22 protein-coding genes are annotated in these 24332 nt (G+C 73.0%); 15 read left to right on the top strand and 7 right to left on the bottom strand.

The annotated features are described in order from the left end of the window. The first annotated feature begins 106 nt into the window (after positions 1-106). Both ABZ385_RS28300 and ABZ385_RS28295 read left to right on the top strand, forming a co-directional pair. Positions 107-1609, top strand: coding sequence for a citrate:proton symporter (locus tag ABZ385_RS28300; protein ID WP_358581123.1), 1503 nt, complete (start codon positions 107-109; stop codon positions 1607-1609). Next, complete coding sequence (locus ABZ385_RS28295; RefSeq protein WP_358581124.1) at positions 1609-2781, top strand: MFS transporter; 1173 nt, start codon at positions 1609-1611, stop codon at positions 2779-2781. Before ABZ385_RS28300 ends, ABZ385_RS28295 begins: the two co-directional genes overlap by 1 nt. Before the next feature lie 97 nt (positions 2782-2878). On the opposite strand, the gene ABZ385_RS28290 is transcribed toward ABZ385_RS28295, so the two are convergent. After that, entirely contained in the window at positions 2879-4090 is a 1212-nt protein-coding gene (locus tag ABZ385_RS28290; protein ID WP_358581126.1) for a S8 family peptidase, read from the bottom strand. Between the two features lie 381 nt (positions 4091-4471). On the opposite strand from ABZ385_RS28290, the gene ABZ385_RS28285 reads away from it, so the two are divergent. The 4 genes from ABZ385_RS28285 (at position 4472) to ABZ385_RS28270 (ending at position 8713) form a co-directional block, all read left to right on the top strand. After that, on the top strand, positions 4472-4879 hold the full coding sequence (locus ABZ385_RS28285) for a YciI family protein (protein ID WP_358581129.1): 408 nt from the start codon (positions 4472-4474) through the stop codon (positions 4877-4879). Positions 4880-4887: 8 nt separating this feature from the next. After that, positions 4888-6027, top strand: a complete 1140-nt coding sequence (locus ABZ385_RS28280; protein WP_358581255.1) for a DUF6596 domain-containing protein — start codon at positions 4888-4890, stop codon at positions 6025-6027. 150 nt (positions 6028-6177) lie between these two features. Further along, positions 6178-7569 (top strand): aldehyde dehydrogenase family protein, encoded by a 1392-nt coding sequence (locus ABZ385_RS28275; RefSeq protein ID WP_358913731.1) that lies wholly within the window; start codon positions 6178-6180, stop codon positions 7567-7569. A 64-nt stretch (positions 7570-7633) separates the two neighbouring features. After that, complete coding sequence (locus ABZ385_RS28270) at positions 7634-8713, top strand: Zn-dependent alcohol dehydrogenase (RefSeq protein ID WP_358913730.1); 1080 nt, start codon at positions 7634-7636, stop codon at positions 8711-8713. A gap of 24 nt (positions 8714-8737) precedes the next feature. On the opposite strand, the gene ABZ385_RS28265 is transcribed toward ABZ385_RS28270, so the two are convergent. Continuing rightward, on the bottom strand, positions 8738-9760 hold the full coding sequence (locus ABZ385_RS28265) for an urea transporter (protein WP_358913703.1): 1023 nt from the start codon (positions 9758-9760) through the stop codon (positions 8738-8740). A gap of 151 nt (positions 9761-9911) precedes the next feature. Between ABZ385_RS28265 and ABZ385_RS28260 the strand changes: the two genes are divergently transcribed. Next, positions 9912-10487, top strand: coding sequence for a TetR family transcriptional regulator (locus ABZ385_RS28260; protein ID WP_358913702.1), 576 nt, complete (start codon positions 9912-9914; stop codon positions 10485-10487). 6 nt (positions 10488-10493) lie between these two features. On the opposite strand, the gene ABZ385_RS28255 is transcribed toward ABZ385_RS28260, so the two are convergent. Beyond that, positions 10494-11153, bottom strand: coding sequence for a TetR/AcrR family transcriptional regulator (locus tag ABZ385_RS28255; RefSeq protein ID WP_358913701.1), 660 nt, complete (start codon positions 11151-11153; stop codon positions 10494-10496). A gap of 111 nt (positions 11154-11264) precedes the next feature. On the opposite strand from ABZ385_RS28255, the gene ABZ385_RS28250 reads away from it, so the two are divergent. From ABZ385_RS28250 to ABZ385_RS28240, 3 genes are all read left to right on the top strand, one after another. After that, positions 11265-12416, top strand: a complete 1152-nt coding sequence (locus tag ABZ385_RS28250) for an acyl-CoA dehydrogenase family protein (RefSeq protein WP_358913700.1) — start codon at positions 11265-11267, stop codon at positions 12414-12416. A 99-nt stretch (positions 12417-12515) separates the two neighbouring features. Next, positions 12516-12806: a YiaA/YiaB family inner membrane protein gene (locus ABZ385_RS28245; RefSeq protein WP_358581139.1), complete on the top strand. Its 291-nt coding sequence runs from the start codon at positions 12516-12518 to the stop codon at positions 12804-12806. A 68-nt stretch (positions 12807-12874) separates the two neighbouring features. After that, positions 12875-13513, top strand: a complete 639-nt coding sequence (locus tag ABZ385_RS28240) for a TetR/AcrR family transcriptional regulator (RefSeq protein ID WP_358581142.1) — start codon at positions 12875-12877, stop codon at positions 13511-13513. On the opposite strand, the gene ABZ385_RS28235 is transcribed toward ABZ385_RS28240, so the two are convergent. Beyond that, positions 13504-13968, bottom strand: coding sequence for a MaoC family dehydratase (locus tag ABZ385_RS28235; RefSeq protein WP_358581145.1), 465 nt, complete (start codon positions 13966-13968; stop codon positions 13504-13506). The two genes, ABZ385_RS28240 and ABZ385_RS28235, sit on opposite strands and share 10 nt — an antisense overlap. Positions 13969-14072: 104 nt before the next feature. On the opposite strand from ABZ385_RS28235, the gene soxR reads away from it, so the two are divergent. Further along, on the top strand, positions 14073-14540 hold the full coding sequence (gene soxR, locus ABZ385_RS28230) for a redox-sensitive transcriptional activator SoxR (protein WP_358581148.1): 468 nt from the start codon (positions 14073-14075) through the stop codon (positions 14538-14540). 69 nt (positions 14541-14609) lie between these two features. Continuing rightward, a complete protein-coding gene (locus ABZ385_RS28225) occupies positions 14610-15128 on the top strand; it encodes a hypothetical protein (RefSeq protein ID WP_358581151.1) in 519 nt (172 codons plus the stop codon). Between the two features lie 54 nt (positions 15129-15182). Here the strand turns inward: ABZ385_RS28225 and ABZ385_RS28220 are convergent, their stop codons facing one another. Then, complete coding sequence (locus ABZ385_RS28220; protein WP_358698806.1) at positions 15183-15791, bottom strand: hypothetical protein; 609 nt, start codon at positions 15789-15791, stop codon at positions 15183-15185. Positions 15792-16084: 293 nt separating this feature from the next. On the opposite strand from ABZ385_RS28220, the gene ABZ385_RS28215 reads away from it, so the two are divergent. Further along, on the top strand, positions 16085-18913 hold the full coding sequence (locus ABZ385_RS28215; RefSeq protein WP_358913699.1) for a penicillin acylase family protein: 2829 nt from the start codon (positions 16085-16087) through the stop codon (positions 18911-18913). Positions 18914-18946: 33 nt separating this feature from the next. Here the strand turns inward: ABZ385_RS28215 and ABZ385_RS28210 are convergent, their stop codons facing one another. Beyond that, positions 18947-20206, bottom strand: coding sequence for a serine-threonine protein kinase (locus ABZ385_RS28210; protein WP_358913698.1), 1260 nt, complete (start codon positions 20204-20206; stop codon positions 18947-18949). Between the two features lie 66 nt (positions 20207-20272). Next, positions 20273-21556 (bottom strand): MFS transporter, encoded by a 1284-nt coding sequence (locus ABZ385_RS28205; protein ID WP_358913729.1) that lies wholly within the window; start codon positions 21554-21556, stop codon positions 20273-20275. Between the two features lie 311 nt (positions 21557-21867). On the opposite strand from ABZ385_RS28205, the gene ABZ385_RS28200 reads away from it, so the two are divergent. Together ABZ385_RS28200 and ABZ385_RS28195 are read left to right on the top strand one after the other, a co-directional pair. Next, positions 21868-22632 carry an SDR family oxidoreductase gene (locus ABZ385_RS28200; RefSeq protein ID WP_358913697.1) on the top strand — a complete coding sequence of 255 codons (765 nt, stop codon included), beginning with the start codon at positions 21868-21870 and terminating at the stop codon, positions 22630-22632. Further along, positions 22629-24314 (top strand): AMP-binding protein, encoded by a 1686-nt coding sequence (locus tag ABZ385_RS28195; protein ID WP_358913696.1) that lies wholly within the window; start codon positions 22629-22631, stop codon positions 24312-24314. Before ABZ385_RS28200 ends, ABZ385_RS28195 begins: the two co-directional genes overlap by 4 nt. Positions 24315-24332 lie beyond the last annotated feature (18 nt).

Genomic DNA, 24332 nt, shown 5'->3' with positions numbered 1-24332 from the left:
TATTGCTCGCGCGTCAACATCTTGTTAACGCGGGAGAGCGGGTCCTAACGTCATCCGGACCGCCAGACCTGGTGGGAGTTCGATGGTGAACGTGAGGTAGCCCCCCATGCTGACAATCCTCGGATTCGTCATGATCGCCACCTTCCTGGTGCTGATCATGATGAAGAAGATGTCGCCGATCGCGGCGCTGGTGCTGATCCCCGCGCTGTTCTGCGTGTTCGTGGGCAAGGGAGCCCGGCTCGGGGACTACGTCCTCGACGGCGTCGGCAATCTGGCGCCCACGGCGGCCATGCTCATGTTCGCCATCGTGTACTTCGGCGTCATGATCGACGTCGGCCTGTTCGACCCGGTCGTCCGGGGCATCCTGCGCTTCTGCAAGGCGGACCCGCTGCGCATCGTGGTCGGCACCGCCGTCCTCGCCGCGATCGTCTCGCTGGACGGCGACGGCTCGACCACGTTCATGATCACGGTCTCGGCGATGTACCCGCTGTACAAGCGGCTCAAGATGAGCCTGGTCGTGATGACCGGTGTCGCCGCCACCGCCAACGGCGTCATGAACACCCTGCCCTGGGGCGGCCCGACGGCCCGCGCCGCGACCGCCCTGAAGGTCGACGCGGGCGACATCTTCGTCCCCATGATCCCGGCCCTCGCCGTGGGCCTGGTCGCCGTCTTCGTCCTGTCGTACGCACTGGGGCTGCGCGAGCGGGGGCGGCTCGGCGTGCTCTCGCTGGACGAGGTGCTGGAGAAGGAGGCGGCTGGCGAGACGGTCCTGGTGGGCGCGGGCGGCGGTGACGAGCGGACGCCACTCACCGAGAAGTCCGCCGGCGGCACCGGCACCGGCGCCGACACGGTGACCACGTCTGCCGAGGACCCCGGGCACTCCGAGGTCTCCAAGGCCTCGGGGGACTCCAAGGTGTCCAAGGCCTGCGAGGACTCCAAAGACACCGCGGTCTCCGAGGACGACGGTCTCCAGGGGCTCGATCCGAACCGTCCCACCCTGCGCCCCCGGCTCTACTGGTTCAACGCGGGCCTGACCGTCCTGCTGCTCACCGCCATGATCATGGAGTGGCTGCCGATCCCGGTGCTCTTCCTGCTCGGCGCCGCGCTCGCCCTCACGGTCAACTTCCCGCACATGCCCGACCAGAAGGCCCGGATCGCCGCCCACGCGGAGAACGTCCTCAACGTCACCGGCATGGTCTTCGCCGCCGCCGTCTTCACCGGCGTCCTCACCGGCACCGGCATGGTCGACCACATGGCCGACTGGCTCGTCGACGCCGTCCCCGAGGGCATGGGCCCGCACATGGGCCTGGTGACCGGCCTGCTGTCGATCCCGCTGACCTACTTCATGTCCAACGACGGCTTCTACTTCGGCGTCCTGCCGGTCCTCGCCGAGGCCGGGCAGGCCCACGGCGTCTCCACCCTGGAGATCGCCCGCGCCTCCATCGTCGGCCAGGCGCTGCACATGTCGAGCCCGCTGGTGCCCGCCGTGTACGTGCTCGTCGGGATGGCCAAGGTCGAGTTCGGCGACCACACGCGGTTCACCGTCAAGTGGGCCGTGCTCACCTCGCTCGTGGTGCTCGGTGCCGGAATCCTCTTCGGCATCATCTGATGCCCCACGCGTCACCCGGGCCCGGGGGCAGGGGGTGGCTGCTCCGTCTCGTCATCGCCTTCGGCTTCGCCCAGGGGGCGGTGTCGATGGCGCGGCCCGCCGTCTCCTACCGGGCGCTCTCGCTGGGCGCCGACGAGCGGGCCGTCGGCGTCGTCGCGGGCGTCTACGCGCTGCTCCCGCTCTTCGCCGCCGTCCCCCTCGGGCGCCGGACCGACCACGGGCGGTGCGCGCCGCTGCTGCCCCTCGGCGTCGTCCTGATCTCCGGCGGCTGCGCGCTCAGCGGCACGGCGGGATCGCTCGCCGCGATGGCCGCGTGGAGCGGCGTGCTGGGGCTCGGCCACCTCTGCTTCGTGATCGGCGCCCAGTCGATCGTCGCCCGGCAGTCGGCGCCCGACGAACAGGACCGCGACTTCGGGCACTTCACCATCGGCGCCTCGCTCGGCCAGCTGATCGGGCCGATCGCGGCGGGCGCCCTGATCGGCGCGGACATGGGCCGCACCAGTGCGCTGGCCCTGCTCGTCTCGGCGGCGGTCGGCGCGGTCTCCCTGACCTCGCTGTGGCGCATCGAGCACGTCCGGCCGGTGCGTTCCGTGCAGCGCGCCGAGCGGGTGCCGGTGCCGGCCATCCTGCGCGCCCGTGGCGTGCCCGCCGGCATCTTCGTCAGCCTCGCCGTGCTGTCCGCGACGGACGTCCTGACCGCCTACCTGCCGGTGGTCGGCGAGCACCGTGGCATCGCCCCCGCCACCGTCGGGCTGCTCCTGAGTCTGCGGGCGGCGTCGACCATCGCCTGCCGCCTGGTGATGAGCCCGATGATCCGCCTGCTCGGCAGGACCGTCCTGCTCACCGGCACCTGCCTGCTGGGTGGGCTGCTCTGCGCGGGCATGGCGCTGCCCGTACCGGTGTGGGGCCTTGCCCTGATGCTCGCCGCGCTCGGCTTCTGCCTCGGCGTGGGCCAGCCGCTCTCCATGACGACCGTCGTCCGGGCGGCCCCGGACGGCGCCCGCTCGACGGCCCTGGCGCTGCGTCTCACCGGCAACCGCCTGGGCCAGGTGGCCGCACCGGCCTCGGCGGGCCTGGTCGCGGGTATCGCGGGGGTGGCGGCGCCTTTCGTGCTGCTGGGAGGCCTGCTCCTCCTGGCGGCGACGTTGACCGCACGCTCCCCACGTCCCTGAGGCAAGTGCCCGAAGGGGCGCGGGGAACGGCGCGGCCGGCCACGAACGACCCGCGGGGACGGGGATGGACGGTCAACCGTCCCCGCGGGCCGCTGCGTCACTGGACGATCTTGAGGAGCCGGTTGGGGGAACCGGACCCGGGGCTGGTCACGACACTCGGCGTGGCCCCGTTCACCAGGGCGGAGGAGACCTGCGCCGGCGTGGCCGAGGTGTGGCCCGCGAGGTAGACCGCCGCGGCGCCCGCGACGTGCGGCGTGGCCATCGACGTACCGGAGATGGTGTTGGTCGCCGTGTCGCCGGTGTTCCAGCCCGCCTTGATGGAGACGCCGGGCGCGAAGACGTCCAGGACCGAGCCGTAGTTGGACCAGCTCGCCCGGGCGTCGTTGCTGCCCGTCGCGCCCACCGTGATGGCCGCGGGGACCCGGGCCGGGGAGGAACTGGAGGCGTTGACGCCCTCGTTGCCCGCCGCGACGGCGTAGGTGACGCCGTCGGCGATGGAGTTCTTCACCGCGTTGTCCAGCGACGTGGAGGCGCCGCCGCCGAGCGACATGTTGGCCACGGCCGGGGCGCCCGCGGCGTGGTTGCCGGTCACCCAGTCGATGCCCGCGATGACGCCGGCGGTGGTGCCGGAGCCGTTGTCGTCGAGCACGCGCACGGCGACGATCCTCGCCTTCTTGGCGACGCCGTACGTCTTGCCCGCGATGGTCGTGGCGACGTGCGTGCCGTGACCGTTGCCGTCCTGGGCGGTGGTGTCGCCGTCCACGGCGTCGTAGCCGTTGACCGCGCGGCCGCTGATCTCCGTGTGCGTGATGCGTACGCCGGTGTCGATCACGTACGCGGTGACGCCGGAACCGGCGGTGTCCGGGTAGGTGTAGGCGCCGTTCAGGGGCAGGTTGGCCTGGTCGATGCGGTCCAGGCCCCAGGGGGCGCCGGTCTGCGTCGCGTCGGCGGAGATCCGCCGGTTCTGCTCGACGGAGGCGACCGCCGGGTCGGCGGCCAGCCGCCTGGCCTGCCCCGCGCTCAGCTTCACGGCGTAGCCGTTGAGGGCGGATCTGAAGGTCTTCGTCACCGAGCCGCCGTACTCGGCTATGAGGCCCTTGCCCTGGTGCGTCGCGGCCTTCAGCCCCGAACTCTTCTTGAGGGTGACGATGTAGCTGCCGTCGACCGCGTCGGGGGAGCCCGCCGCGATCACGGTGCCCGCGGTGGGGGCGGCCTGGGCGGGCAGGGCGGTGACCGTGCCGAGGACGGCGACGGCGGCGGTCGAGATCGCCGCGGCGATCACCGTCTTCTTGCTGCGGAGCGTAGCCATTACGAGGGGGTCCTCCTCATGGGTGGCGCCCGGGTGGGGGCGTCGCGACGGTGGGGGGCGTGTGCGGGGTCGCACACACGGAAGGGAGCGGTGCGGGGCCGCTCCCGTCGCGAGCAGCAGCGTGTCCGCTCCGCGCGGGGTAGATCAAGAGCCCGGACGCCTTGTCATGCGTATGTCACGCAACGGAAATCAAACTCCGGCCGACGTCACCGTGAATGTCATCTTTGGCGGCGCTTCGTGCGTGGTGTCCCGTGGCCCGGCGGGGCGGCGCTTCGTGATCCCGGAAAAAAAACTTCGCCCGCGATGTCGAGAACCCGCGTCCGGCTCCGTCCCCGGGGTGAACGCGACCACAATGGGCGCACGAGCACCGAGGAGCACACCATGGCCAAGTACCTGCTGTTGAAGCACTACCGAGGCGCCCCGGCCCCCGTCAACGACGTCCCCATGGACCGGTGGACGCCCGAGGAGGTCTCCGCGCACATGCGGTACATGGGCGACTTCGCGGACCGCCTGGAGAAGACCGGCGAGTTCGTCGACGGTCAGGCGCTCGCCCCCGAGGGAGCCTGGGTGCGTTACGACGGCGAAGGGCGCCCGCCGGTCACCGACGGCCCGTTCGCCGAGACCAAGGACCTCATCGCGGGCTGGATGATCATCGACGTCGACACCTACGAGCGCGCCGTAGAGCTGGCCGGCGAGCTGTCGGCCGCCCCCGGCGCGGGCGGCAGGCCGATCCACGAATGGCTGGAGGTCCGCCCGTTCCTGACCGCCCCGCCCACCATCACGGAGTGACGTCACCGATGGACGAGGCCCTGCTGAGGAGCCTCACACCGAGCGTCCTGACCGTCCTCGTCCGCCGCGGAGCCGACTTCGCGGCGGCCGAGGACGCGGTGCAGGACGCGCTGGTGGAGGCGGTCCGCGTCTGGCCCGACAACCCCCCGAGCGAGCCGAAGGGGTGGCTGATCACCACGGCCTGGCGCAAGTTCCTCGACGCGGCGCGGGCGGACACCGCCCGCCGGCGCCGCGAGGGCCGCGTCGAGGAGGAGCCGGCCCCCGGGCCCGCCCCCGGCGCGGACGACACGCTCCAGCTGTACTTCCTGTGCGCCCACCCGTCGCTGACCCCGTCGTCGGCCGTCGCCCTCACGCTGCGCGCCGTCGGCGGGCTCACCACCCGGCAGATCGCCCGCGCCTACCTGGTGCCCGAGGCGACGATGGCCCAGCGGATCAGCCGCGCCAAGCGGACCGTCTCCACGGTGCGGTTCGACCGGCCCGGCGACGTCGCCACCGTGCTGCGCGTCCTCTACCTCGTCTTCAACGAGGGCTACTCCGGCGACGTCGACCTCGCCGCCGAGGCCATCCGGCTCACCCGGCAGCTCGCGGCCGCCATCGACCACCCCGAGGTGGCGGGCCTGCTCGCCCTCATGCTGCTCCACCACGCCCGGCGCGCCGCCCGCACCGCGCCCGACGGCGCCCTGGTGCCGCTCGCCGAGCAGGACCGGGGGCGGTGGGACACGGCGGCGATCGCCGAGGGCGTCGCGATCCTCCAGGCGGCCCTCGCCCGGGACCGGCTGGGCGAGTTCCAGGCCCAGGCCGCCGTCGCCGCCCTGCACGCCGACGCGCCGACCGCCGAGGAGACCGACTGGGTGCAGATCGTCGAGTGGTACGACGAGCTGGTCCGGCTGACCGACAGCCCCGTCGTCCGGCTGAACCGCGCCGTCGCCGTCGGTGAGGCCGACGGACCGCGCGCGGGTCTCGCCGCGCTCGCGGCCCTGGACGACTCCCTGCCCCGGTACACCGCCGTGGCGGCCTACCTCCACGAGCGCGACGGGGACCTCGGCACGGCGGCCCGGCTGTACGCGCAAGCGGCCGGGCAGGCTCCCAACCTCGCGGAGCGCGACCACTTGACCCGCCGGGCGGCCCGCCTCAACAACCGCCGCTGACGGCCCGGGAACCGGCCACGCTCCCGGCCCGTCCCGAATACCGCCGGGCGCCCCCGAGGGTGCCGGTACCCCCTGGTGCCCGAAAACTATCAGCGCTAGTTTGTAGGGCGGACGACAACCTGGAGGAATGCGATGAAGGCCAACGACGGCATGTACAGGGCCCACGACGGCATGTACATCGACGGTGCCTGGCGTCCGGCCGCGGGCACCGACACGATCACGGTCGTCGACCCCGCCGACGAGCGAGCCATCGCGGAGGTGCCGGCCGGCACCGCGCAGGACGTCGACGCCGCGGTGCGCGCCGCCCGCGCCGCGCTGCCCGGCTGGGCCGCCACGCCGCCCGCCGAGCGCGCCGCGCGGATCGGCGCCCTCCGGGACCGGCTGGTGGCCCGCAAGGACGAGATCGTTGGGGTCGTGTCCGCCGAGCTGGGCGCCCCGCAGGCGTTCGCGGAGGCGGTGCACGCCGGTGTGCCGGTCGCCGTCTGCGGCTCGTACGCCGAACTGGCCGCGAGCCACCCCTTCGAGGAGAAGGTGGGCAACTCCACCGTCTACCTGGAGCCGGTCGGCGTGGTCGGCGCGATCACCCCCTGGAACTACCCCCTCCACCAGATCGTCAACAAGGTGGCCCCCGCGCTCGCCGCGGGCTGCACCGTGGTGCTCAAGCCCGCCGAGGACACCCCGCTCACCGCCCAGCTCTTCGCCGAGGCCGTGCACGAGGCGGGCGTACCCGCCGGCGTGTTCAACCTCGTCACCGGCCTCGGCCCGGTCGCCGGACAGGCGCTCGCCGAGCACGAGGGCGTGGACCTCGTGTCGTTCACCGGCTCCACGGCCGTCGGCAGGCGCATCGGCGCCACCGCCGGCGCGGCCGTCAAGCGCGTCGCCCTGGAACTCGGCGGCAAGTCCGCCAACGTCATCCTGCCGAGCGCCGACCTCGCCAAGGCCGTCGGCGTCGGCGTCGCCAACGTGATGTCCAACTCCGGCCAGACGTGCAGCGCCTGGACCCGCATGCTGGTGCACACCGACCGCTACGACGAGGCCGTGGAGCTGGCGGCGCAGGCGGCGGCCAAGTACGGCTCCCGCATCGGCCCCGTCGTCAACGCCAAGCAGCACGAGCGGGTGCGCGGCTACATCGAGAAGGGGATCGCGGAGGGCGCCCGGCTCGTGGCGGGCGGCCCCGAGGCGCCGCGCGAGCGGGGCTACTTCGTCCAGCCGACCGTCTTCGCCGACGTCACCCCGGAGATGACCGTCGCCCAGGAGGAGATCTTCGGCCCGGTGCTCTGCCTCCTGCGCTACGAGGACGAGGAGGACGCCCTGCGCATCGCCAACGGCACCGTGTACGGCCTCGCGGGCGCCGTCTGGGCGGCCGACGACGCCGAGGCCGTCGCCTTCGCCCGCCGCATGGACACCGGCCAGGTCGACATCAACGGCGGCCGGTTCAACCCGCTGGCCCCCTTCGGCGGTTACAAGCAGTCGGGCGTCGGCAGGGAGCTGGGCGCGCACGGCCTCGCGGAGTACCTCCAGACGAAGTCCCTCCAGTTCTGACCCCCGGCCCCCTGGGGCCGCCCGTCCGCCCGAGCCCGCCAGCCTCCCCAAGGAGTACGTGAACGTGGTCCGCGCCGCCATCCTCCCCGCCGTCGGCTCCCCGCTGGAGATCGCCGACATCGAGCTGCCGCAGCCGGGCCCCGGCCAGGTCCGGGTCCGCCTCGCCGCCGCCGGGGTCTGCCACTCCGACCTGTCCCTGTCCAACGGCACCATGCGGGTCCCGGTGCCCGCCGTCCTCGGCCACGAGGGCGCCGGCACCGTCGTCTCCGTCGGCGAGGGCGTCACCGGGGTCGCCCCCGGCGCCGGCGTCGTCCTGAACTGGGCGCCGTCCTGCGGCGGTTGTCACGCCTGCTCGCTCGGCGAGGTGTGGCTCTGCGCGAACGCCCTCGCGGGCGCCGCCGACGTCTACGCCAGGCGGCCGGACGGCACGGACCTGCACCCGGGCCTGAACGTCGCCGCGTTCGCCGAGGAGACGGTGGTGGCCGCCGACTGCCTGCTGCCTGTGCCGGACGGCGTCCCGCTCACCGACGCGGCCCTCCTCGGCTGCGCCGTCCTGACCGGGTACGGCGCCGTGCACCACTCGGCGAAGGTGCGCGCGGGCGAGAGCGTCGCCGTGTACGGGGTCGGCGGGGTCGGTCTCGCCACGCTCCAGGCCGCCCGCATCGCCGGTGCCGCGCAGATCATCGCCGTCGACGTGTCCCCGGACAAGGAGCAGCTGGCGCGCTCGGCGGGCGCCACCGACTACGTCGTGGCCTCGCAGACCACCGCGCGCGACATCCGGGGGCTCACCGGCGGGAACGGCGTCGACGTGGCCGTGGAGTGCGTGGGCCGCGCGGTGACGATCCGCACGGCCTGGGAGTCCACGCGGCGCGGCGGACGCACCACGGTGGTCGGCATCGGCGGCAAGGACCAGCAGGTCACCTTCAACGCCCTGGAGCTCTTCCACTGGGGCAGGACCCTGTCGGGCTGCGTCTACGGCAACTGCGATCCCGCGCTCGACCTCCCGGTGCTCGCCGAGCACATCCGGGCGGGGCGCCTGGACCTGAGCGCGCTGGTGACCGACCGCATCACCCTGGACGGCATCCCGGCGGCCTTCGAGCACATGCTCGCGGGCAAGGGCGGCCGGGCGCTGGTCGTCTTCTGACGCCGAGGCATCGGCCGCCGCCCCTCACCCGCCCGGCGCGCCCAGGCGCGGGAAGGACCTGGCCGCCGCCAGGAACACGAGCGTGGTCAGGACGAACGGCCAGGTGAAGGCGTGCCCGCCGGACGGTGCGAAGAGCGCCGACACCGACGGGCCGAGCGCCGTCGCGGCGGCGGCGCCCACCAGCGCGTACGCGAGTGTCGCCGCCCGCACGGGCAGGAAGACGCCGCACAGCGCCAGGGCGACGAGCACGGCGTTGTATCCCGCCGTGCCGTCGGCGATCCGCCCGGCGGGCGCGCCGAGCGCCCACGCCGTGGCGATCCCGGTGGCGCTGCCGAGGCAGGCCACGGCCGCCGCGCGCCGGCCGGCGATCAGGAGACCGGCGAGCAGCAGGGCGCCGACGTACCACTGCGGCATGAGGAAGATCTGCGCGAAGCCGGCGAGGAAGCCGCGGGCCAGCTGGTCCGGCCGGGGCGCGGTCGGGCCCGTCGCGGGGCCGGCGAGCGCCGCGAGTCCCTCGCCGTGGTGCCAGAGGCGGCGGAAGGCGGGCGCGGCGAGGGCCGTGGCGCTCGCGACCAGGCAGAACGGCAGGGTGAGCGACGGCAGCCCGCAGGCGCCGAGGAGCCGTGTCACGGCGGCGGTCACGACGGTGACGACCACGCAGCCCGCGATCGCCAGCAGCGCCGTCGACAGGTGGCGCGGGCCGAGGAGGACCGCGCAACTGAGCGAGGTCAGGCAGGCGTTGAACCCTTCGAGGCCGCTCTCCACCCGGTCGCGGTCGACGCCGAGGAGTCGCGCGGCGCCCGTGCCGACGGCGGTGCCCAGCAGGCCGTAGAGGCCGTACTCCCAGCTCGCGGCCGAGAGCGCGAGGACGAAGAGCGCGCCGGCGGCGGCGCTCGGCAGGAAGGTGACCTGCGCGTGGCCCCGCAGCAGCGGCACGGCGAAACCGCCTGCGCGCGCGGGTCCGATCACCCGCCCCGCGGCGGTGGAAGCCACCGCCGAGGCCTGCGCCGGGCCCCCGGCGTCCGGCGCGTCCGTCGCTTGCCCCACGGCCAACTCCCGTGTCACGTCCCTGTTGTGCCACCAGAACGGATGCAGGTTACAGCCAGGGGTGCGGCACCCGGGCCCCACCGCCCTGCCCCCACCTGTAGTACTGTCGCTGTAGTGCTTGTGTCGTAGTACTTCGAATGGAGTGGTGTCAGTGGTGCGCAGGAACGACGAGCGGCGTGCGGCCCTGGTCGACGCCGCCATCGAGGTGCTGGCCGCGGAAGGCGCCCGGGGGCTGACCTTCCGGGCGGTCGACACGGCGGCCGCGGTGCCCGCGGGCACCGCCTCCAACTACTTCGCCAACCGCGACGACCTGCTGACCCAGGCGGGCGCCCGCGTCTACGAACGGCTGCGGCCCGGCGCCGAGGAGATCGAGCGCCAACGCACGGCCAAGCGGGACAAGGAGACGTACGCGGAGCTGATGCGCGAGGTCGTGGGCCGGGTCAGCGGCTTTCGCACCGGCTATCTGGCCCTGCTCGAACTGCGCCTGGAGTCCGTCCGGCGCCCGGGTCTGCGGGCGGTGCTCACCGAGCGGGTCCGGGCCGACCTCGACGCCAATCTCGCCTACCACGAGGCCTCCGGGCTGCCCGGCGACGCGACGGCCGTGCGCCTGCTCTACCTCGCGTTCAACTGGCTGATCCTGGAGCAGCTGACCCTGCCGGGCGTGCTCACCGAGGCCGAGCGCGAGGCGCTCGTCGCGGCGGCGGTGGAGCGCATCGTGACGGAGTGACGCGGGTCAGGCATCGGCCGTCCGGCCGGTGCCCACCTGGTCGTACTGGAGCGCGAGCCCGTCCAGCAGGGCCGTGAGGCCCGCCGTGAACGCCCGCTCGTCGACGACCTGCTGGCGTTCGGCGAGCAGATGGGCCTGGCCGAGGTGCGGGTAGTCCGCCGGGTCGTACGCGCTCTCGTCGTCCACGAAGCCGCCGGCGAAGGAGCCGAGCGCCGAGCCCATGATGAAGTACCGCATCAGCGCGCCGATCGACGTGGCCTGCGCGGCCGGCCAGCCCGCGTCGACCATGGCGCCGAAGACCGCGTCCGCGAGCCGCAGTCCGGCCGGGCGGCGGCCGGGGCCGCGGGCCAGCACCGGGACGATGTTCGGGTGCTCGGTGAGCGCGGCCCGGTAGGAGACCGCCCAGTCGTGCAGGGCCGTACGCCAGTCGCGCCCGTCCGCGGCGTCGAACATCGACAGGTCGACCTGGGCGCTCACCGAGTCGGCGACCGCCTCCAGGATCTGGTCCTTGGTGCGGAAGTGGTTGTACAGGGACGGCCCGCTGACGCCCAGTTCCGCGGCGAGGCGGCGCGTGGAGACGGCGGCGAGCCCCTCGGTGTCCACGAGGGCGCGCGCCGTCTCGACGATGCGTTCTCGGCTGAGGAGGGGCTTGCGCGGTCGGGCCATGCGGCACATAGTAGGGCTGCCACGGGAAACTAGCACTGCTAATTTAATTCTGTCGTTACCCGACGTAACTCGCCGTGGCCCGACGTAACCCGACGCGAAGAGGTGCCCACGATGAACCTGGAGCTCAGCGAGGAGCAGAGCGCGGTCCGGCGGCTGGCCGAGGACTTCGTCGCGCGGGAGGTCACCCCGCACGTCGTCGAGTGGGACCGCGCGGAGAGCGTCGACCGGGCGCTGGTGAAAAAGCTCGGCGAGGTCGGCTTCCTGGGGCTCACCATCGACGAGGAGTACGGCGGCTCGGGCGGCGACCATCTCGCGTACTGCCTGGTGACCGAGGAGCTGGGCCGCGGCGACTCCTCCGTGCGCGGCATCGTCTCCGTCTCGCTCGGCCTCGTCGCCAAGACCATCGCGGCCTGGGGCGGCGAGGCGCAGAAGCGGCAGTGGCTCCCCGGGCTCACCTCGGGGGAGTACGTCGGCTGCTTCGGGCTCACCGAGCCCGGCACCGGCTCCGACGCGGGCAACCTCACCACCAGGGCCGTGCGCGACGGCGACGACTACGTGGTCAACGGCGCCAAGATGTTCATCACGAACGGCACCTGGGCCGACGTCGTGCTCCTGTTCGCCCGCACGAACGACACCCCGGGACACAAGGGCGTCTCCGCCTTCCTCGTGCCCACCGACACCCCCGGGCTCGGCCGCCGCACCGTGCACGGCAAGCTCGGGCTGCGCGGCCAGGCCACCGCCGAGCTGGTCCTGGAGGACGTGCGCGTCCCGGCCTCGGCCATGCTGGCGCCCGAGGGCAAGGGCTTCTCCGTCGCCATGTCCGCCCTCGCCAAGGGGCGCATGTCGGTGGCCGCCGGCTGCGTGGGCATCGCGCAGGCCGCCCTGGACGCCGCGGTGAAGTACGCGGGCGAGCGCGAGCAGTTCGGCAAGGCCATCGCCCACCACCAGCTGGTGCAGGAGCTGCTCAGCGACATCGCGGTGGACGTCGACGCGGCGCGCCTGCTCACCTGGCGGGTCGCCGACCTGATCGACCGGGGGCTGCCCTTCGCCACGGAGTCCTCCAAGGCCAAGCTGTTCGCCTCCGAGGCCGCCGTCCGCGCCGCCAACAACGCCCTCCAGGTCTTCGGCGGCTACGGCTACATAGACGAGTACCCGGCGGGCAAACTGCTGCGCGACGCCCGCGTCATGACGCTCTACGAGGGCACCAGCCAGATCCAGAAACTCGTCATCGGCCGCGCGCTGACGGGCGTCTCCGCGTTCTGAGCACGGACGTCGCGCACCGGGGTCGCGTACGGGGCCTGAGTACGGGAGGTGAGTACGCGAGCGGATGTGGCGGCGGCGTCCACGGGCCAGGCTGTGGCCATGAGTGAGACTCCCGTCAAGCAGCAGAGCACCACCGCCTACTACGGCCAGGCCGTCGCGTCGTTCGCCGTGGCCCTCGGCGCGACCTCGGTCGGCATCTACAGCCTCGACGTCAGCGGGTGGATCCGCGCCTTCCTCGCCGTGTCCGTCCTGTACCTGACGACCTCGGCGTTCACCCTGGCCAAGGTGGTCAGGGACCGCCAGGAGGCCGACCAGATCGTCAGCCGGGTCGACCAGGCGCGCCTGGAGAAGATCCTGGCCGAGCACGACCCGTTCCGGCCCGTCTCCTGAACCCGCCCGCTAAGCGCTTGCTCACCGCCGGGGGTATGGTGTCCCTCCCGAACGGCTAAGGAGTGGGCATGAGTGCGGCGGAGGAGACCGGCGGTCAGGAGCAGCCGTGGGGCGAGGTCAGCCCCGACGCGGCCAGGCGGCTGCTGATCGCCGCCGTCGAGGCCTTCGCCGAGCGCGGCTACCACGCCACGACGACCCGCGACATCGCCGGCCGCGCCGGCATGAGCCCCGCCGCGCTCTACATCCACTACAAGACGAAGGAAGAGCTGCTCCACCGCATCAGCAGGATCGGCCACGACAAGGCCCTGGCCATCCTGCGCACCGCGGCGGACGGCGAGGGCGGCCCGGCCGACCGGCTCGCGGCGGCCGTGCGCTCCTTCGTCGGCTGGCACGCCGCCCACCACACGACCGCGCGCGTCGTGCAGTACGAGCTGGACGCCCTCGGCGAGGAGCACCGCACGGAGATCGTCGCGCTGCGTCGGCGGACGGACGCGGCGGTGCGGGAGATCATCGAGGACGGGGTGCGCGCCGGCGAGTTCGACGTGCCGGACGTGCCCGGCACCACGCTCGCCGTGCTCTCGCTCTGCATCGACGTGGCCCGCTGGTTCAACGTGGCCGGGCGCCGCACGCCCGACGAGGTCGGCGCGCTCTACGCCGACCTCGTGCTGCGGATGGTGGGCGCCCGCCCCGAGCGGGCTCAGAAGTAGTAGCGCGAGACCGACTCCGCCACGCACGCGGGCTTGTCGGCGCCCTCGCGCTCCACGGTCACCCGGGCGCTCACCTGCACGCCGCCGTCCTTCGTGGGCGTCACGTCCGTGAGCACGGCGCTCGCCCGAAGCCGCGAGCCGACCGGCACGGGCGAGGGGAAACGGACCTTCTCGGTGCCGTAGTTGATGCCCATCCGCATGCCTTCGACCCGCATGATCTGCGGGACCAGGCTCGGCAGCAGCGACAGGGTCAGGTAGCCGTGGGCGATGGTCGTCCCGAAGGGGCCCGCGGCGGCCTTCTCGGGGTCCACGTGGATCCACTGGTGATCGCCCGTGGCGTCGGCGAAGAGGTCGATCCGCTTCTGGTCGATCTCCAGCCAGTCGCTGTGCCCCAGCTGTTCGCCGACTCCGGCCCGCAGTTCCTCGGCCGACGTGAAGATCCTCGGCTCCGCCATGTCCCTGGCCTCCTAGACGTGTGCGTCATGCGCGGACTAAGCGCTTGCTCAGCATGCGGGGTGGGCCGACGCGTGTCAACGGACCAGCCATTAGGGTTCGAGGGGTGCCCCAGATCCCGGAAAAGGTCCATGAACTCACGGTCGGCCAGCTGTCGGCCCGCAGCGGCGCCGCCGTCTCCGCCCTGCACTTCTACGAGTCCAAGGGCCTCATCAGCAGCCGCCGCACCTCCGGCAACCAGCGCCGCTACCACCGCGACACCCTGCGCCGCGTCGCCTTCATCCGCGCCTCCCAGCGCGTCGGCATCCCGCTCGCCACGATCCGCGAGGCCCTCGACTCGCTGCCCGAGGAGCGCACGCCCAACCGCGAGGACTGGGCGCGCCTGTCCGAGCACTGGCGCACGGAACTGGAGGAGCGCATCAAGCAGTTGGGCCGGCTGCGCGACCATCTCAGCGACTGCATCGGCTGCGGCTGCCTGTCCCTGGAGACCTGCGTGCTCTCCAACCCCGACGACGTCTTCGGCGAGCGCCTCACCGGCTCCCGCCTGATGGCGGAGGGCCGTCCCGGGACGTAGTGCCGCGGGTGGCGAAGGAGTACAAGTGAAGGCAGGGGCACCACGCCGCATCACTCAGGGGGAGGGCCGATGTCCGTCGCCGTCTGCTCGTTGAAGTGGGACGCCGCACAGCACGGGCCGCAGTCCATCGCGTACGACAGTGACGGGTACCACCTCGTGCGCTTCCCGTACGGGGCGGACGAGGAGTCGTACGACCCCTGGCACATGCACGACCCGGTCAAGGGCGGCGCCGGTCCCACGCGCTTCCCCAAGGCCCGCTCCGGGCTGATCTGGCCGAGCCACGACGGCTGGGGCGTGCTCTCCGCCATGGTCTTCTGGCAGCCGGACGGCGACTGCACCGAGTACCGCACGCGCTTCGTCCGCGACCCGCTGAACATCGCGACCGGCTACGACTCCACGGCGACGACCGACTCCGCGCCCACCCGGGGCAGCCAGTTCAGATCCTGCGTCTGGCAGATGTTCGTGCACCCCGGGACGCCGCTCGGTCTGAAGATCTCGGCGCGCGGCGTGGGAGACGCGAGGCTCGCCACACCGCTGGCACACGCCCAGTTCAAGCTCGCCATCCACACGGACGTCATCACACCCTGACGGCACCTTTCCTCGCCGGGCACCGCCGACGTCGCGCTCGGCGGCGCCCCCGGCTCACACCGACACCAGCGGCCGCAGACTGCGGGCCCGGGCCCTGGCCACCGCGTCCGGCGTGAGCACGGGGGCCGGGACGACGATGCCGCAGCCCGTGCAGACCGCGCCCGCCGACGGCTTGTGCGCCAGGCCCCGCTTCCACACCAGGGAGGTGTCCCCGCAGACGGGGCAGGACGCGCCCGGCTCCCGCTCCAGCGCCGCGATCAGCCGCCGCAGCACCTCGGCGAGGGGGGCGCGGGGATGGACGTACGGGTCGTCGCACCAGGCGACGCCGCAGCCGCCCCAGGTGCGGCGGTGCCAGTCGTCCTCGGTGCCCGGGCGCCTGAGCCCGTCGTGCTTCTCCTTGCGGCGGCGCTCGGCGAAGTCCGCCTCGTAGGCGAGCCAGACGGCCCGCGCCGCCTCCAGCTCGTTCAGCGCGGCCACCAGGCGCGCCGGGTCGGGTGACCTGTCCTCGGGCCCGAAGCCCGCTCGGGCGCACAAGTGGTCCCAGGTCGCCCGGTGTCCGTAGGGGGCGAACCTCTCCAGGCACTTGCGCAGCGAATAGCGCCGCAGTGCCAGATCGCTCTGCGGGTCACGTACCTGTCTCGCGAGACTCCGGAATCCGGCCATCGCCCTGCACCTCCGTATACGCGCTCTCGTACCTGTACCCCGTGTTCCGTGTCCGTGGCGTCGCGGTCGGGCAGAAACCGGGACGTCGTCGCCGAGTAGACGTATCGACACCCGATTCGGCTCCCTTTCGAGGCGACCGCTTTTCGCCTGCCCGCCCCGGCAGCGCTGATGCGTCCTGGAAGGGGGCGCGTTGTGGTGATTTAGAAAAGGCGACGCTTGTTCATCTTTCGACTTCGCGGGCCCGACAGTAACCTCCGCCGCATCGGCCTTCCGCGGGACCCGGAGGAGCAGCCATGCGAGGACGCACCGTCAGACTCAGAACGCTCACGGCGGGGGCGGCGCTCGCGCTCGGCGCCTGCCTGCTCACGCCCCCGGCGGGCGCGGGCGCCGCACCCCGGGAGGCCGCCGCCGAGGAGGGCGCCGACTACTGCGCGGGCCAGTGCGCGGACATCCTGCCGCCCGGCGCCAACGGCGGCGCGACGCTCGCCGAGATCCTCGCCCACCGCCTCCTGGGCACCCGGCCCGCCCACGCCGACGACCAGTTGGGCCCCTACGACGCGCTCTCCACCGGATACCCCTCGCTCACCGACGACCGGCTCACCGAGTTCTTCGACGACGCCTCCTTCGGGGTGGGCGAGGGCCAGGTGGCCTCGGTGACCAGGCCGCGCGACGACGTGACGATCACCCGGGACAAGAAGTACGGCATCCCGCACATCAAGGGCGCCACCCGCTACGGCACCGAGTTCGGCGCCGGCTTCGCCGCCGGGCAGGACCGGCTCTGGCTGATCGACCTCTTCCGGCACATAGGCCGCGGACAGCTCACCCCGTTCGCGGGCGGCGCGCCCGCCAACCAGGGCCTGGAGCAGCAGTTCTGGCCGCAGGCCCCGTACACCGAGCAGGACCTGGAGAAACAGGTCGAGTACATCAGGACGACCCAGGGCGAGCGCGGCAGGCAGGCCATGGCGGACGCGCAGGCCTACGTCGACGGGCTCAACGCCTACCGCGTGAAGGCCAAGAACGGCCGCTACTTCCCCGGCGAGTACGTCCTGACCGGCAAGATCGACGCGATCACCAACGCCGGCGAGATCGAGCCCTTCAAGATCACCGACATGATCGCGCTGGCCTCCGTGGTCGGCGGGCTCTTCGGCAACGGCGGGGGTGGCGAGGTCGAATCCGCGCTCTCCCTGCTGAAGTCCCAGGAGAAGTACGGCGTCGAGAAGGGCACGAAGGTCTGGGAGTCCTTCCGCGCCCGCAACGACCCCGAGGCCGTCCAGACCATCCACGACGGCACGAGCTTCCCCTACGCCGGCAAACCGGACAAGGCGCGCGGCACCGCCCTGCCCGACCCGGGATCGGTCGAGCGCGAGCCACTCGTGTACGACCGCCGGGGCGGCGCGAGGAGCGGCGCCAAGGACCCGGTGCGGGCGCCCGCGAGACTCAAGCCGCTCCAGGGCATGTACGACCAGGGCGTCCTGCCCGCCGACCTGTTCCGGCGGGACGGCCGCAAGAAAGGCATGTCGAACGCCCTGCTCGTCTCCGGCGAGCACACCGCGAGCGGCCACCCCGTCGCCGTCTTCGGCCCCCAGACCGGTTACTTCGCGCCCCAGCTGCTCATGCAGCAGGAACTCCAGGGGCCGGGCATCAGCGCCCGGGGCGTCTCCTTCGCGGGCGTCGGGATGTACGTCCAGCTCGGGCGCGGCCAGGACTACGCCTGGTCGGCGACCTCCGCCGGGCAGGACATCACCGACACCTACGCCGTGGAACTGTGCGAGCCGGGCGGCGGCACACCCACCAAGCAGTCCGCAGGCTATCTGTACCGGGGCACCTGCACCCCCATGGAGAAGCTGGAGCGCACCAACGCCTGGAAGCCGACCCTGGCCGACTCCACGGCCGCCGGCTCCTACCGCCTTCAGGTCCTGCGCACCAAGTACGGCGTCGTCACGCACCGCGCGAGCGTCGACGGCAAGCCGGTCGCCTACGTCTCGCTGCGCTCCACCTACCGCCACGAGGCCGACTCGATCATCGGCTTCCAGATGCTCAACGACCCCTCGTACGTCAAGGACGCCACGACCTTCAAGAAGGCGGCCCAGCACATCAGCTACGCCTTCAACTGGTTCTACGCCGACTCGCGCGACATCGCGTACTACAACAGCGGCGCCAACCCCGAGCGGGCCGACAGCGTCGACCCCGCGCTGCCGATCAGCGCCCAACAGGCCTACGAATGGCGCGATTTCGACCCGGAGGACAACACCTCAGCGCAGACGCCGCCCGCCGCGCACCCCCAGTCCGTGAACCAGGACTACTACATCTCCTGGAACAACAAGCAGGCCAAGGACTTCGCCGCGGCCGGCTTCGGCCTGAGCGCGGTGCACCGGGGAGACCTGCTCGACGGACGGGTCAAGAAGCTCACCGAGCAGGGCGGTGTCACCCGTGCCTCGCTCACCCGGGCGATGTCGGAGGCGGCCGTCACCGATCTGCGCGGCGAGCAGGTGCTGCCCGAACTGCTGAAGGTCGTACGGAGCAAGCCGGTCACCGACCCGCGACTGAGCGAGGCCGTCGAGCAGTTGGAGGCCTGGCGCAAGGCCGGCGCGCAGCGCAACCAGACGGCGGCGGACTCCAAGGCGTACGCCCATCCCGACGCCGTGCGCGTCATGGACGCCTGGTGGCCGCTGCTGGTCGAGGCGCAGTTCAAGCCGGGCCTCGGCACGGACCTGTACGACGCGCTGACCGCGCAGCTGAGCACCGACGAGGCGCCCTCGGCGGGGCACGGGCCCACCGGGGGGCACGCCGGTTCGGCCTTCCAGTACGGCTGGTGGGGCTACGCCGACAAGGACCTGCGCGCGGTCCTCGGCGAGCCGGTCAAGGGCGCCCTGGCCCACACCTACTGCGGTGACGGCGTGCTCGACGCCTGCCGCGACACCCTGCTGGCCACCCTCGCGCAGGCCGTCGCCAAGCCCGCCACCGAGGTCTACCCCGGCGACGACGCGTGCCGGGCCGGCGACCAGTGGTGCGCCGACGCGATCATCCACCGCGCGCTCGGCGGCATCACGCACCGGCCCGTGCAGTGGCAGAACCGCCCGACGTACCAGCAGGTCGTCGAATTCCCCCGGCACCGCGAGTAGCCGGGGGCGGCCCCGGACCGCCAGACGGCGGGCTCAGGCGAGAGCGATCCGCCCGGCGGCGAACACGGCACGTGCCAGCTCCTCGTGGCACACATCGCTGTGGGCGCCGGCGGGCGGCCCGCCGCGCCGCACCACCGAGGCCGCGTCCACGCTCACACACCCCCGGGCGGGCAGCCGCTCGCCCAGCCTCACCCGCTCGGCCCCCGCCACGGCCCGGATGCCGTCGTGGCCGACGGCGCCCCACCGCTCGAACACGTGCAGGAAACCGGAGGAGTCCCCGGCCAGCTTCGACGCCAAGGGGTACAGGCGCCCCAGGGCGTCGTCGTGGCGCGAGTAGCAGGCGAGCAGGGGGCCGTCGACGCGGTGCTGCACGCCGTGCAGGGCGCCGCCGCGGGAGCGGTCGTGCGGCAGCCGTTCGGCGAACGCGTAGTGCGAGAACGCCCCTTGGAGCAGCGTCACCGACTTCACCGCGCGCACGTCGGCGGGCATGCCGCGCAGTGCGTACGCCACGAGCCGGGCACCGAAGCTGTGCCCGATCAGATGCACCCTGATGCCGGAGACGTCGGCGGCGAGCAGGCCGATCGCGGGGCCGAGGCCCAGCTGGCCGACCGCGCCCGCCCGCCGCTTCATCGCGTAGTAGCTGCCCTGCCGCAGCAGCTCGTGGGCGCCGTCCCACACCCGCTCGCGCAGGGTGCCGAGGAGCAGGGGCCGGCCGGGGTCCGCGCGGGCCGCGGCGAACACCTCGCATACCTGGACCGCGTCGTCGGTGAGCATCGCGGGTTCGCCCGCCCCGGTGTCCTCGCCGAGGTGCCGGGCCGGGCTCGTCTCGCGCAGCGAGACCAGCTCCCGCACGAGCCGCCCGAACTCATAGACGCGCGAGGGCACGTCGGAGCGCTCCGCGAGCAGCTCGCCGATCCGGTCGAGCGTCGGGCCGCGCCCGGGGAAGGCGCGGTCGAGCGCCTGCCGGGTGGCCGTGTCGAGCAGCGGGGCGCCGCTCGGCGCAACGGGCGCGGCCGAGGGGTCGAAGTCGGGGATCGACTCGTCGGGGAAGCGGATGGCGGGCCACAGCACCCCGACGTGGCCGAGCCGCACCCCCGCCCCCGCCAGCGCCCGGCAGGGGGCGAAGAAGCGCCGGCAGAGCCTGCGGGCGTCCTTCTTGTCGTTGTTCCAGCCGTGCGCGAAGACCAGCAGATCGGTGACGCGTTCGCGTTCCGCGCCCTCCAGCAGCCGCGCACGCTGCTCGGTGTCGACGTCGCCGTCGGCGTCGAAGGTCAGTTCCCAGTAGGGTTCCACGCCGGTATGGTCCTGCCGCCGGGCCCGCCTGACCAGAGTCTGCGCGCCCGCGACGGGGGCGCACGCTCAGGCCAGTTCCCGCTCCCGCGTCTCGGGGAGCGCGAGGACGCACGCCAGTGACACCACGGCCATCGCGCTCACGTACCAGCCCACGGCGGAGGAGCCGAACGCCGCCTGCAGCCGCGTCGCGACCAGCGGCGAGACCGCGCCGCCGAGCACACCGCCCAGGTTGTAGGCGAGCGAGGCGCCCGAGTAGCGTACGTTCGCGGCGAACAGCTCCGGCAGGTAGGCGCCCATCGGGCCGTAGACCACCCCCATGCAGAACAGCGCGCCGCCCAGCGCCAGCGCGATGAGCACCGGCCGCCCGGTGTCCAGGAGCGGGAAGAGCACGAGCCCCCACACCGCCGCGAGCCCCGTGCCCGCGAGGACCAGCCGGCGCCGCCCGGCGCCGTCGGAGCGCGTCGCGGCGAACCAGGTCCCGGCCGCGAGGAACAGGCAGGCCGCCAGGGACAGGCCCAGCATGGTGTCGCGGGGGACGCGCAGGGCGCCGGTGGCGTAGGAGAGGCAGTACGTCGTGGCCGTGTAGAAGAGGCCGTACGCGACGACCATGCCCCCGGCGCCGAGCAGCAGTTCGCGCGGATGCCGGCGCAGCACGTCCAGCGCGGGCGCCTTGCTGGCCTCCTGGGCCCGCACGGCCTTCGCGAAGACGGGCGTCTCGCTGATCCGCAGCCGCACGAACAGGCCGACGCCGACGAGCAGGAAGGAGAGCAGGAACGGCACCCGCCAGCCCCAGCCGCGGAACGCCTCGTCGGACAGGGTGGCCGACAGCAGCCAGAAGACGCCGGTCGCCGCGGAGAAGCCGACGGACGGCCCCAGTTGCGGGAAAGCGGCGTACAGGCCCCGCTTCCCGCGCGGCGCGTGCTCCACCGCGAGCAGCGCCGCGCCGCCCCACTCGCCGCCGAGGCCGATGCCCTGGAGGAAGCGGAGCAGGATGAGCAGCAGCGGGGCCCAGACGCCCCATGTGCCGTAGCCGGGCAGGAGGCCGACCAGGGCGGTGGACAGGCCCATCAGGAGCAGCGAGGCCACCAGCACGGACTTGCGGCCCACCCGGTCGCCGAAGTGCCCGAAGATCACCGATCCGATGGGCCGCGCCGCGAACGCGACCGCGTAGGTGGAGAACGACGCGAGCGTGGCGTTGACCGGGTCCAGGGTGGGGAAGAACGCCTGGTCGAGGACGAGGGCGGCCGCCGTGCCGTAGATGTAGAAGTCGTAGAACTCGATGGCCGTCCCGATGAACGAGGCCACGGCCACCCGGCGCAGACTCTCCGGGGTGACCTCCCCGGCCTCCACGGCCCCGCCCTCTCCGCCCTCCCCGCGCTCGCGGTCCTCGTCGTCGCCGTCCTGCGCCCGGGGGGCCGGCTGCCGCTGGTTCGCTGTCGCTTCGCTGTGCACGAGCGGCACTCTCTTGGTGGATGTAGGAGGCAGTCAATACCCGGGACGCCTGTGTCTCGGAGCGTGAGACCCATGGCCCCGGACGAGGGAATCCACCGTCGGTCCGCCCCCGGTCCGGCCCTCTTCCCTCACCACATACCGACTGGTTAGTCTGCTGCCACAGACAGGCCGCGCGAGCGTGGCCGGCCCGACGCCTAAGGAGACCGGTCGTGGAGACCCTGCGGGACAAGGGAGTTGTCGTCACCGGCGCCGGAGGCGGCATCGGAGCCGCGCTCGCCCGGCGCTTCGCCGCCGAGGGAGCGCGCGTCGTCGTCAACGACCTGGACGGCGACAAGGCGCGGGCCGTCGCCGACGAGGTGGGCGGCACCGCCGTCCCCGGGGACGCCTCGGTCGTCGTGGAGCGGGCCGTCGAGGCGCTCGGCGGCACGGTCGACGTGTACTGCGCCAACGCCGGGCTCGGCTCCGGCGGCAGCGAGGCCGCTCCCGAGGAGGTCTGGGCGGCGGCCTGGGACGTCAACGTCATGGCGCACGTACGGGCGGCGCACACCCTGCTGCCCGGCTGGCTGGCCCGCGGCACCGGCCGCTTCGTCTCCACCGTCTCCGCGGCCGGCCTGCTCACCATGATCGGCGCCGCCCCCTACAGCGTCACCAAGCACGGCGCGTACGCCTTCGCGGAGTGGCTCTCGCTCACCTACCGCCACCGCGGCCTCAAGGTCCACGCGATCTGCCCGCAGGGCGTGCGCACCGACATGCTCGCCGCCACCGGCACCGCGGGCGACCTCGTGCTCGCCCCCACCGCCATCGAACCGGAGGACGTCGCCGCCGCGCTCTTCGCGGGCATGGCCGAGGACCGCTTCCTGATCCTCCCGCACCCCGAGGTCGCCGCGTACTACGAGGCCCGCGCCGCCACCCCCGACAAGTGGCTGACCGGCATGAACCACCTCCAGCAGAAGTGGGAGGCGACCCAGGCGTGAGCACGTCCCCGCCCCCGAACGGCTCGATCTACGCGGCCAAGCCCTGGCTCGCCCGTCTGAACGACGCCCAGCGCGGTCCCGTCACCCCGGCCGCCTCCATGGTGCACGCCTTCCGTGACGCCGTCGCGCGGAGCCCCGAACACACCGCCCTCGCCTACTTCGACGGCCGCCTGAGCTACCGCGAGACCGACGCCCTCAGCGACTCCGTCGCCGGACACCTGGCGGCGCGCGGACTCGCCCGCGGCGACCGCGTGGCGATTCTGCTGCAGAACACCCCGCACTTCGTCCTCGCGCTCCTCGGCGCCTGGAAGGCCGGCGCGACGGTGGTGCCCGTCAACCCCATGTACAAGTCGGCGGAGGTCGCCCACGTCCTCGCCGACGCGGAGGTGACCGCGCTGATCTGCGCGGACCGGGCCTGGGAGACGTATCTGCGCGACACGGCGGCGCACTCGCCGGTGCGCATCGTGCTCACCGCCTGCGAGCTGGACCTCCAGAGCAGGAACGACCCGCGCGTCCTCGACTTCGAGCGGCTGCCCGTGGCCGCCGACGCCGACGACCTGGTGGCGGTCGCCCGCCAGGGCCACCCCGCTCCCGCCGACCGCGCGCCCGGCCCCCACGACGTGGCCCTCATCAGCTACACCTCCGGCACCAGCGGCACCCCCAAGGGCGCCATGAACACCCACGGCAACATCACCTACAACGCGGCACGCCAGCGCGCGGGCTCCGGCATCCCCGAAGGCGCCTGCTACTTCGCGCTCGCGCCGCTCTTCCACATCACCGGCATGGTCGTGCAGCTCGCGGGCTGCGTCACCAACGCGGGCACCCTCGCGCTCACCTACCGCTTCGAGGCCGGGGCGGTCCTCGACGCCTTCGCCGAGCACCGCCCCGCCTACACCGTCGGCCCGTCCACGGCCTTCATGGCGCTCGCCGCCCACCCCGCGGCCACCCGCGCCCACTTCGACTCCTTCACGCTGATCTCCTCGGGTGGCGCGCCGCTGCCCCCGGCCCTCGTGGAGAAGTTCCGCACGGCCTTCGGGCCCTACCTCCACAACGGCTACGGCCTCACCGAGTGCACCGCGCCCTGCGCCTCCGTGCCGCCGGGACAGGAGGCACCCGTCGACCCGTTCTCGGGCACCCTCGCCGTCGGCGTCCCGGGACCCGAGACGGTCGTACGCATCCTGGACGAACACGGCCAGGAGGTCCCTTTCGGGGAACACGGCGAGATCGTCGTACGCGGACCCCAGGTGGTGCCGGGCTACTGGAAGCTGCCCGAGGCCACCGCCGCCACCTTCCCCGACGGCGAACTGCGCACCGGCGACATCGGCTTCATGGACCCGGCCGGCTGGCTCTACGTCGTCGACCGCAAGAAGGACATGATCAACGCCTCCGGCTTCAAGGTGTGGCCCCGCGAGGTCGAGGACGTCCTGTACACGCACCCGGCCGTGCGCGAGGCGGCCGTCGTCGGGGTGCCCGACAGCTACCGGGGCGAGAGCGTCAAGGCGTACGTCAGCCTGCGCCCCGGCAGCGGGACCGGCGCCGCGGAGCTGAGCGCGTACTGCGCCCAGCGGCTCGCCGCGTACAAATACCCGCGCGAGGTCGAGATCCTGCCGGAACTGCCGAAGACCACAAGTGGGAAGATCCTCCGGCGGGAACTGCGCGACCGCGCACAGGACAGTCAGTGACACGAAAGGCAGGTGGCG

Origin of the sequence: Streptomyces sp. NPDC005898, from assembly GCF_040629635.1 — a bacterium.
Classification (GTDB): domain Bacteria; phylum Actinomycetota; class Actinomycetes; order Streptomycetales; family Streptomycetaceae; genus Streptomyces.
This window is presented reverse-complemented; position numbering and strand designations above follow the sequence as displayed.

What these genes read in the sequence shown, in the direction of transcription:
- ABZ385_RS28300 (WP_358581123.1), top strand. Translation starts at nt 107, where the DNA reads ATGCTGACAATCCTCGGATTCGTCATGATCGCCACCTTCCTGGTGCTG.
- ABZ385_RS28295 (WP_358581124.1), top strand. Translation starts at nt 1,609, where the DNA reads ATGCCCCACGCGTCACCCGGGCCCGGGGGCAGGGGGTGGCTGCTCCGT.
- ABZ385_RS28290 (WP_358581126.1), bottom strand. Translation starts at nt 4,090, where the DNA reads ATGGCTACGCTCCGCAGCAAGAAGACGGTGATCGCCGCGGCGATCTCG.
- ABZ385_RS28285 (WP_358581129.1), top strand. Translation starts at nt 4,472, where the DNA reads ATGGCCAAGTACCTGCTGTTGAAGCACTACCGAGGCGCCCCGGCCCCC.
- ABZ385_RS28280 (WP_358581255.1), top strand. Translation starts at nt 4,888, where the DNA reads ATGGACGAGGCCCTGCTGAGGAGCCTCACACCGAGCGTCCTGACCGTC.
- ABZ385_RS28275 (WP_358913731.1), top strand. Translation starts at nt 6,178, where the DNA reads ATGTACAGGGCCCACGACGGCATGTACATCGACGGTGCCTGGCGTCCG.
- ABZ385_RS28255 (WP_358913701.1), bottom strand. Translation starts at nt 11,153, where the DNA reads ATGGCCCGACCGCGCAAGCCCCTCCTCAGCCGAGAACGCATCGTCGAG.
- ABZ385_RS28250 (WP_358913700.1), top strand. Translation starts at nt 11,265, where the DNA reads ATGAACCTGGAGCTCAGCGAGGAGCAGAGCGCGGTCCGGCGGCTGGCC.
- ABZ385_RS28245 (WP_358581139.1), top strand. Translation starts at nt 12,516, where the DNA reads ATGAGTGAGACTCCCGTCAAGCAGCAGAGCACCACCGCCTACTACGGC.
- ABZ385_RS28240 (WP_358581142.1), top strand. Translation starts at nt 12,875, where the DNA reads ATGAGTGCGGCGGAGGAGACCGGCGGTCAGGAGCAGCCGTGGGGCGAG.
- ABZ385_RS28235 (WP_358581145.1), bottom strand. Translation starts at nt 13,968, where the DNA reads ATGGCGGAGCCGAGGATCTTCACGTCGGCCGAGGAACTGCGGGCCGGA.
- ABZ385_RS28225 (WP_358581151.1), top strand. Translation starts at nt 14,610, where the DNA reads ATGTCCGTCGCCGTCTGCTCGTTGAAGTGGGACGCCGCACAGCACGGG.
- ABZ385_RS28220 (WP_358698806.1), bottom strand. Translation starts at nt 15,791, where the DNA reads ATGGCCGGATTCCGGAGTCTCGCGAGACAGGTACGTGACCCGCAGAGC.
- ABZ385_RS28215 (WP_358913699.1), top strand. Translation starts at nt 16,085, where the DNA reads ATGCGAGGACGCACCGTCAGACTCAGAACGCTCACGGCGGGGGCGGCG.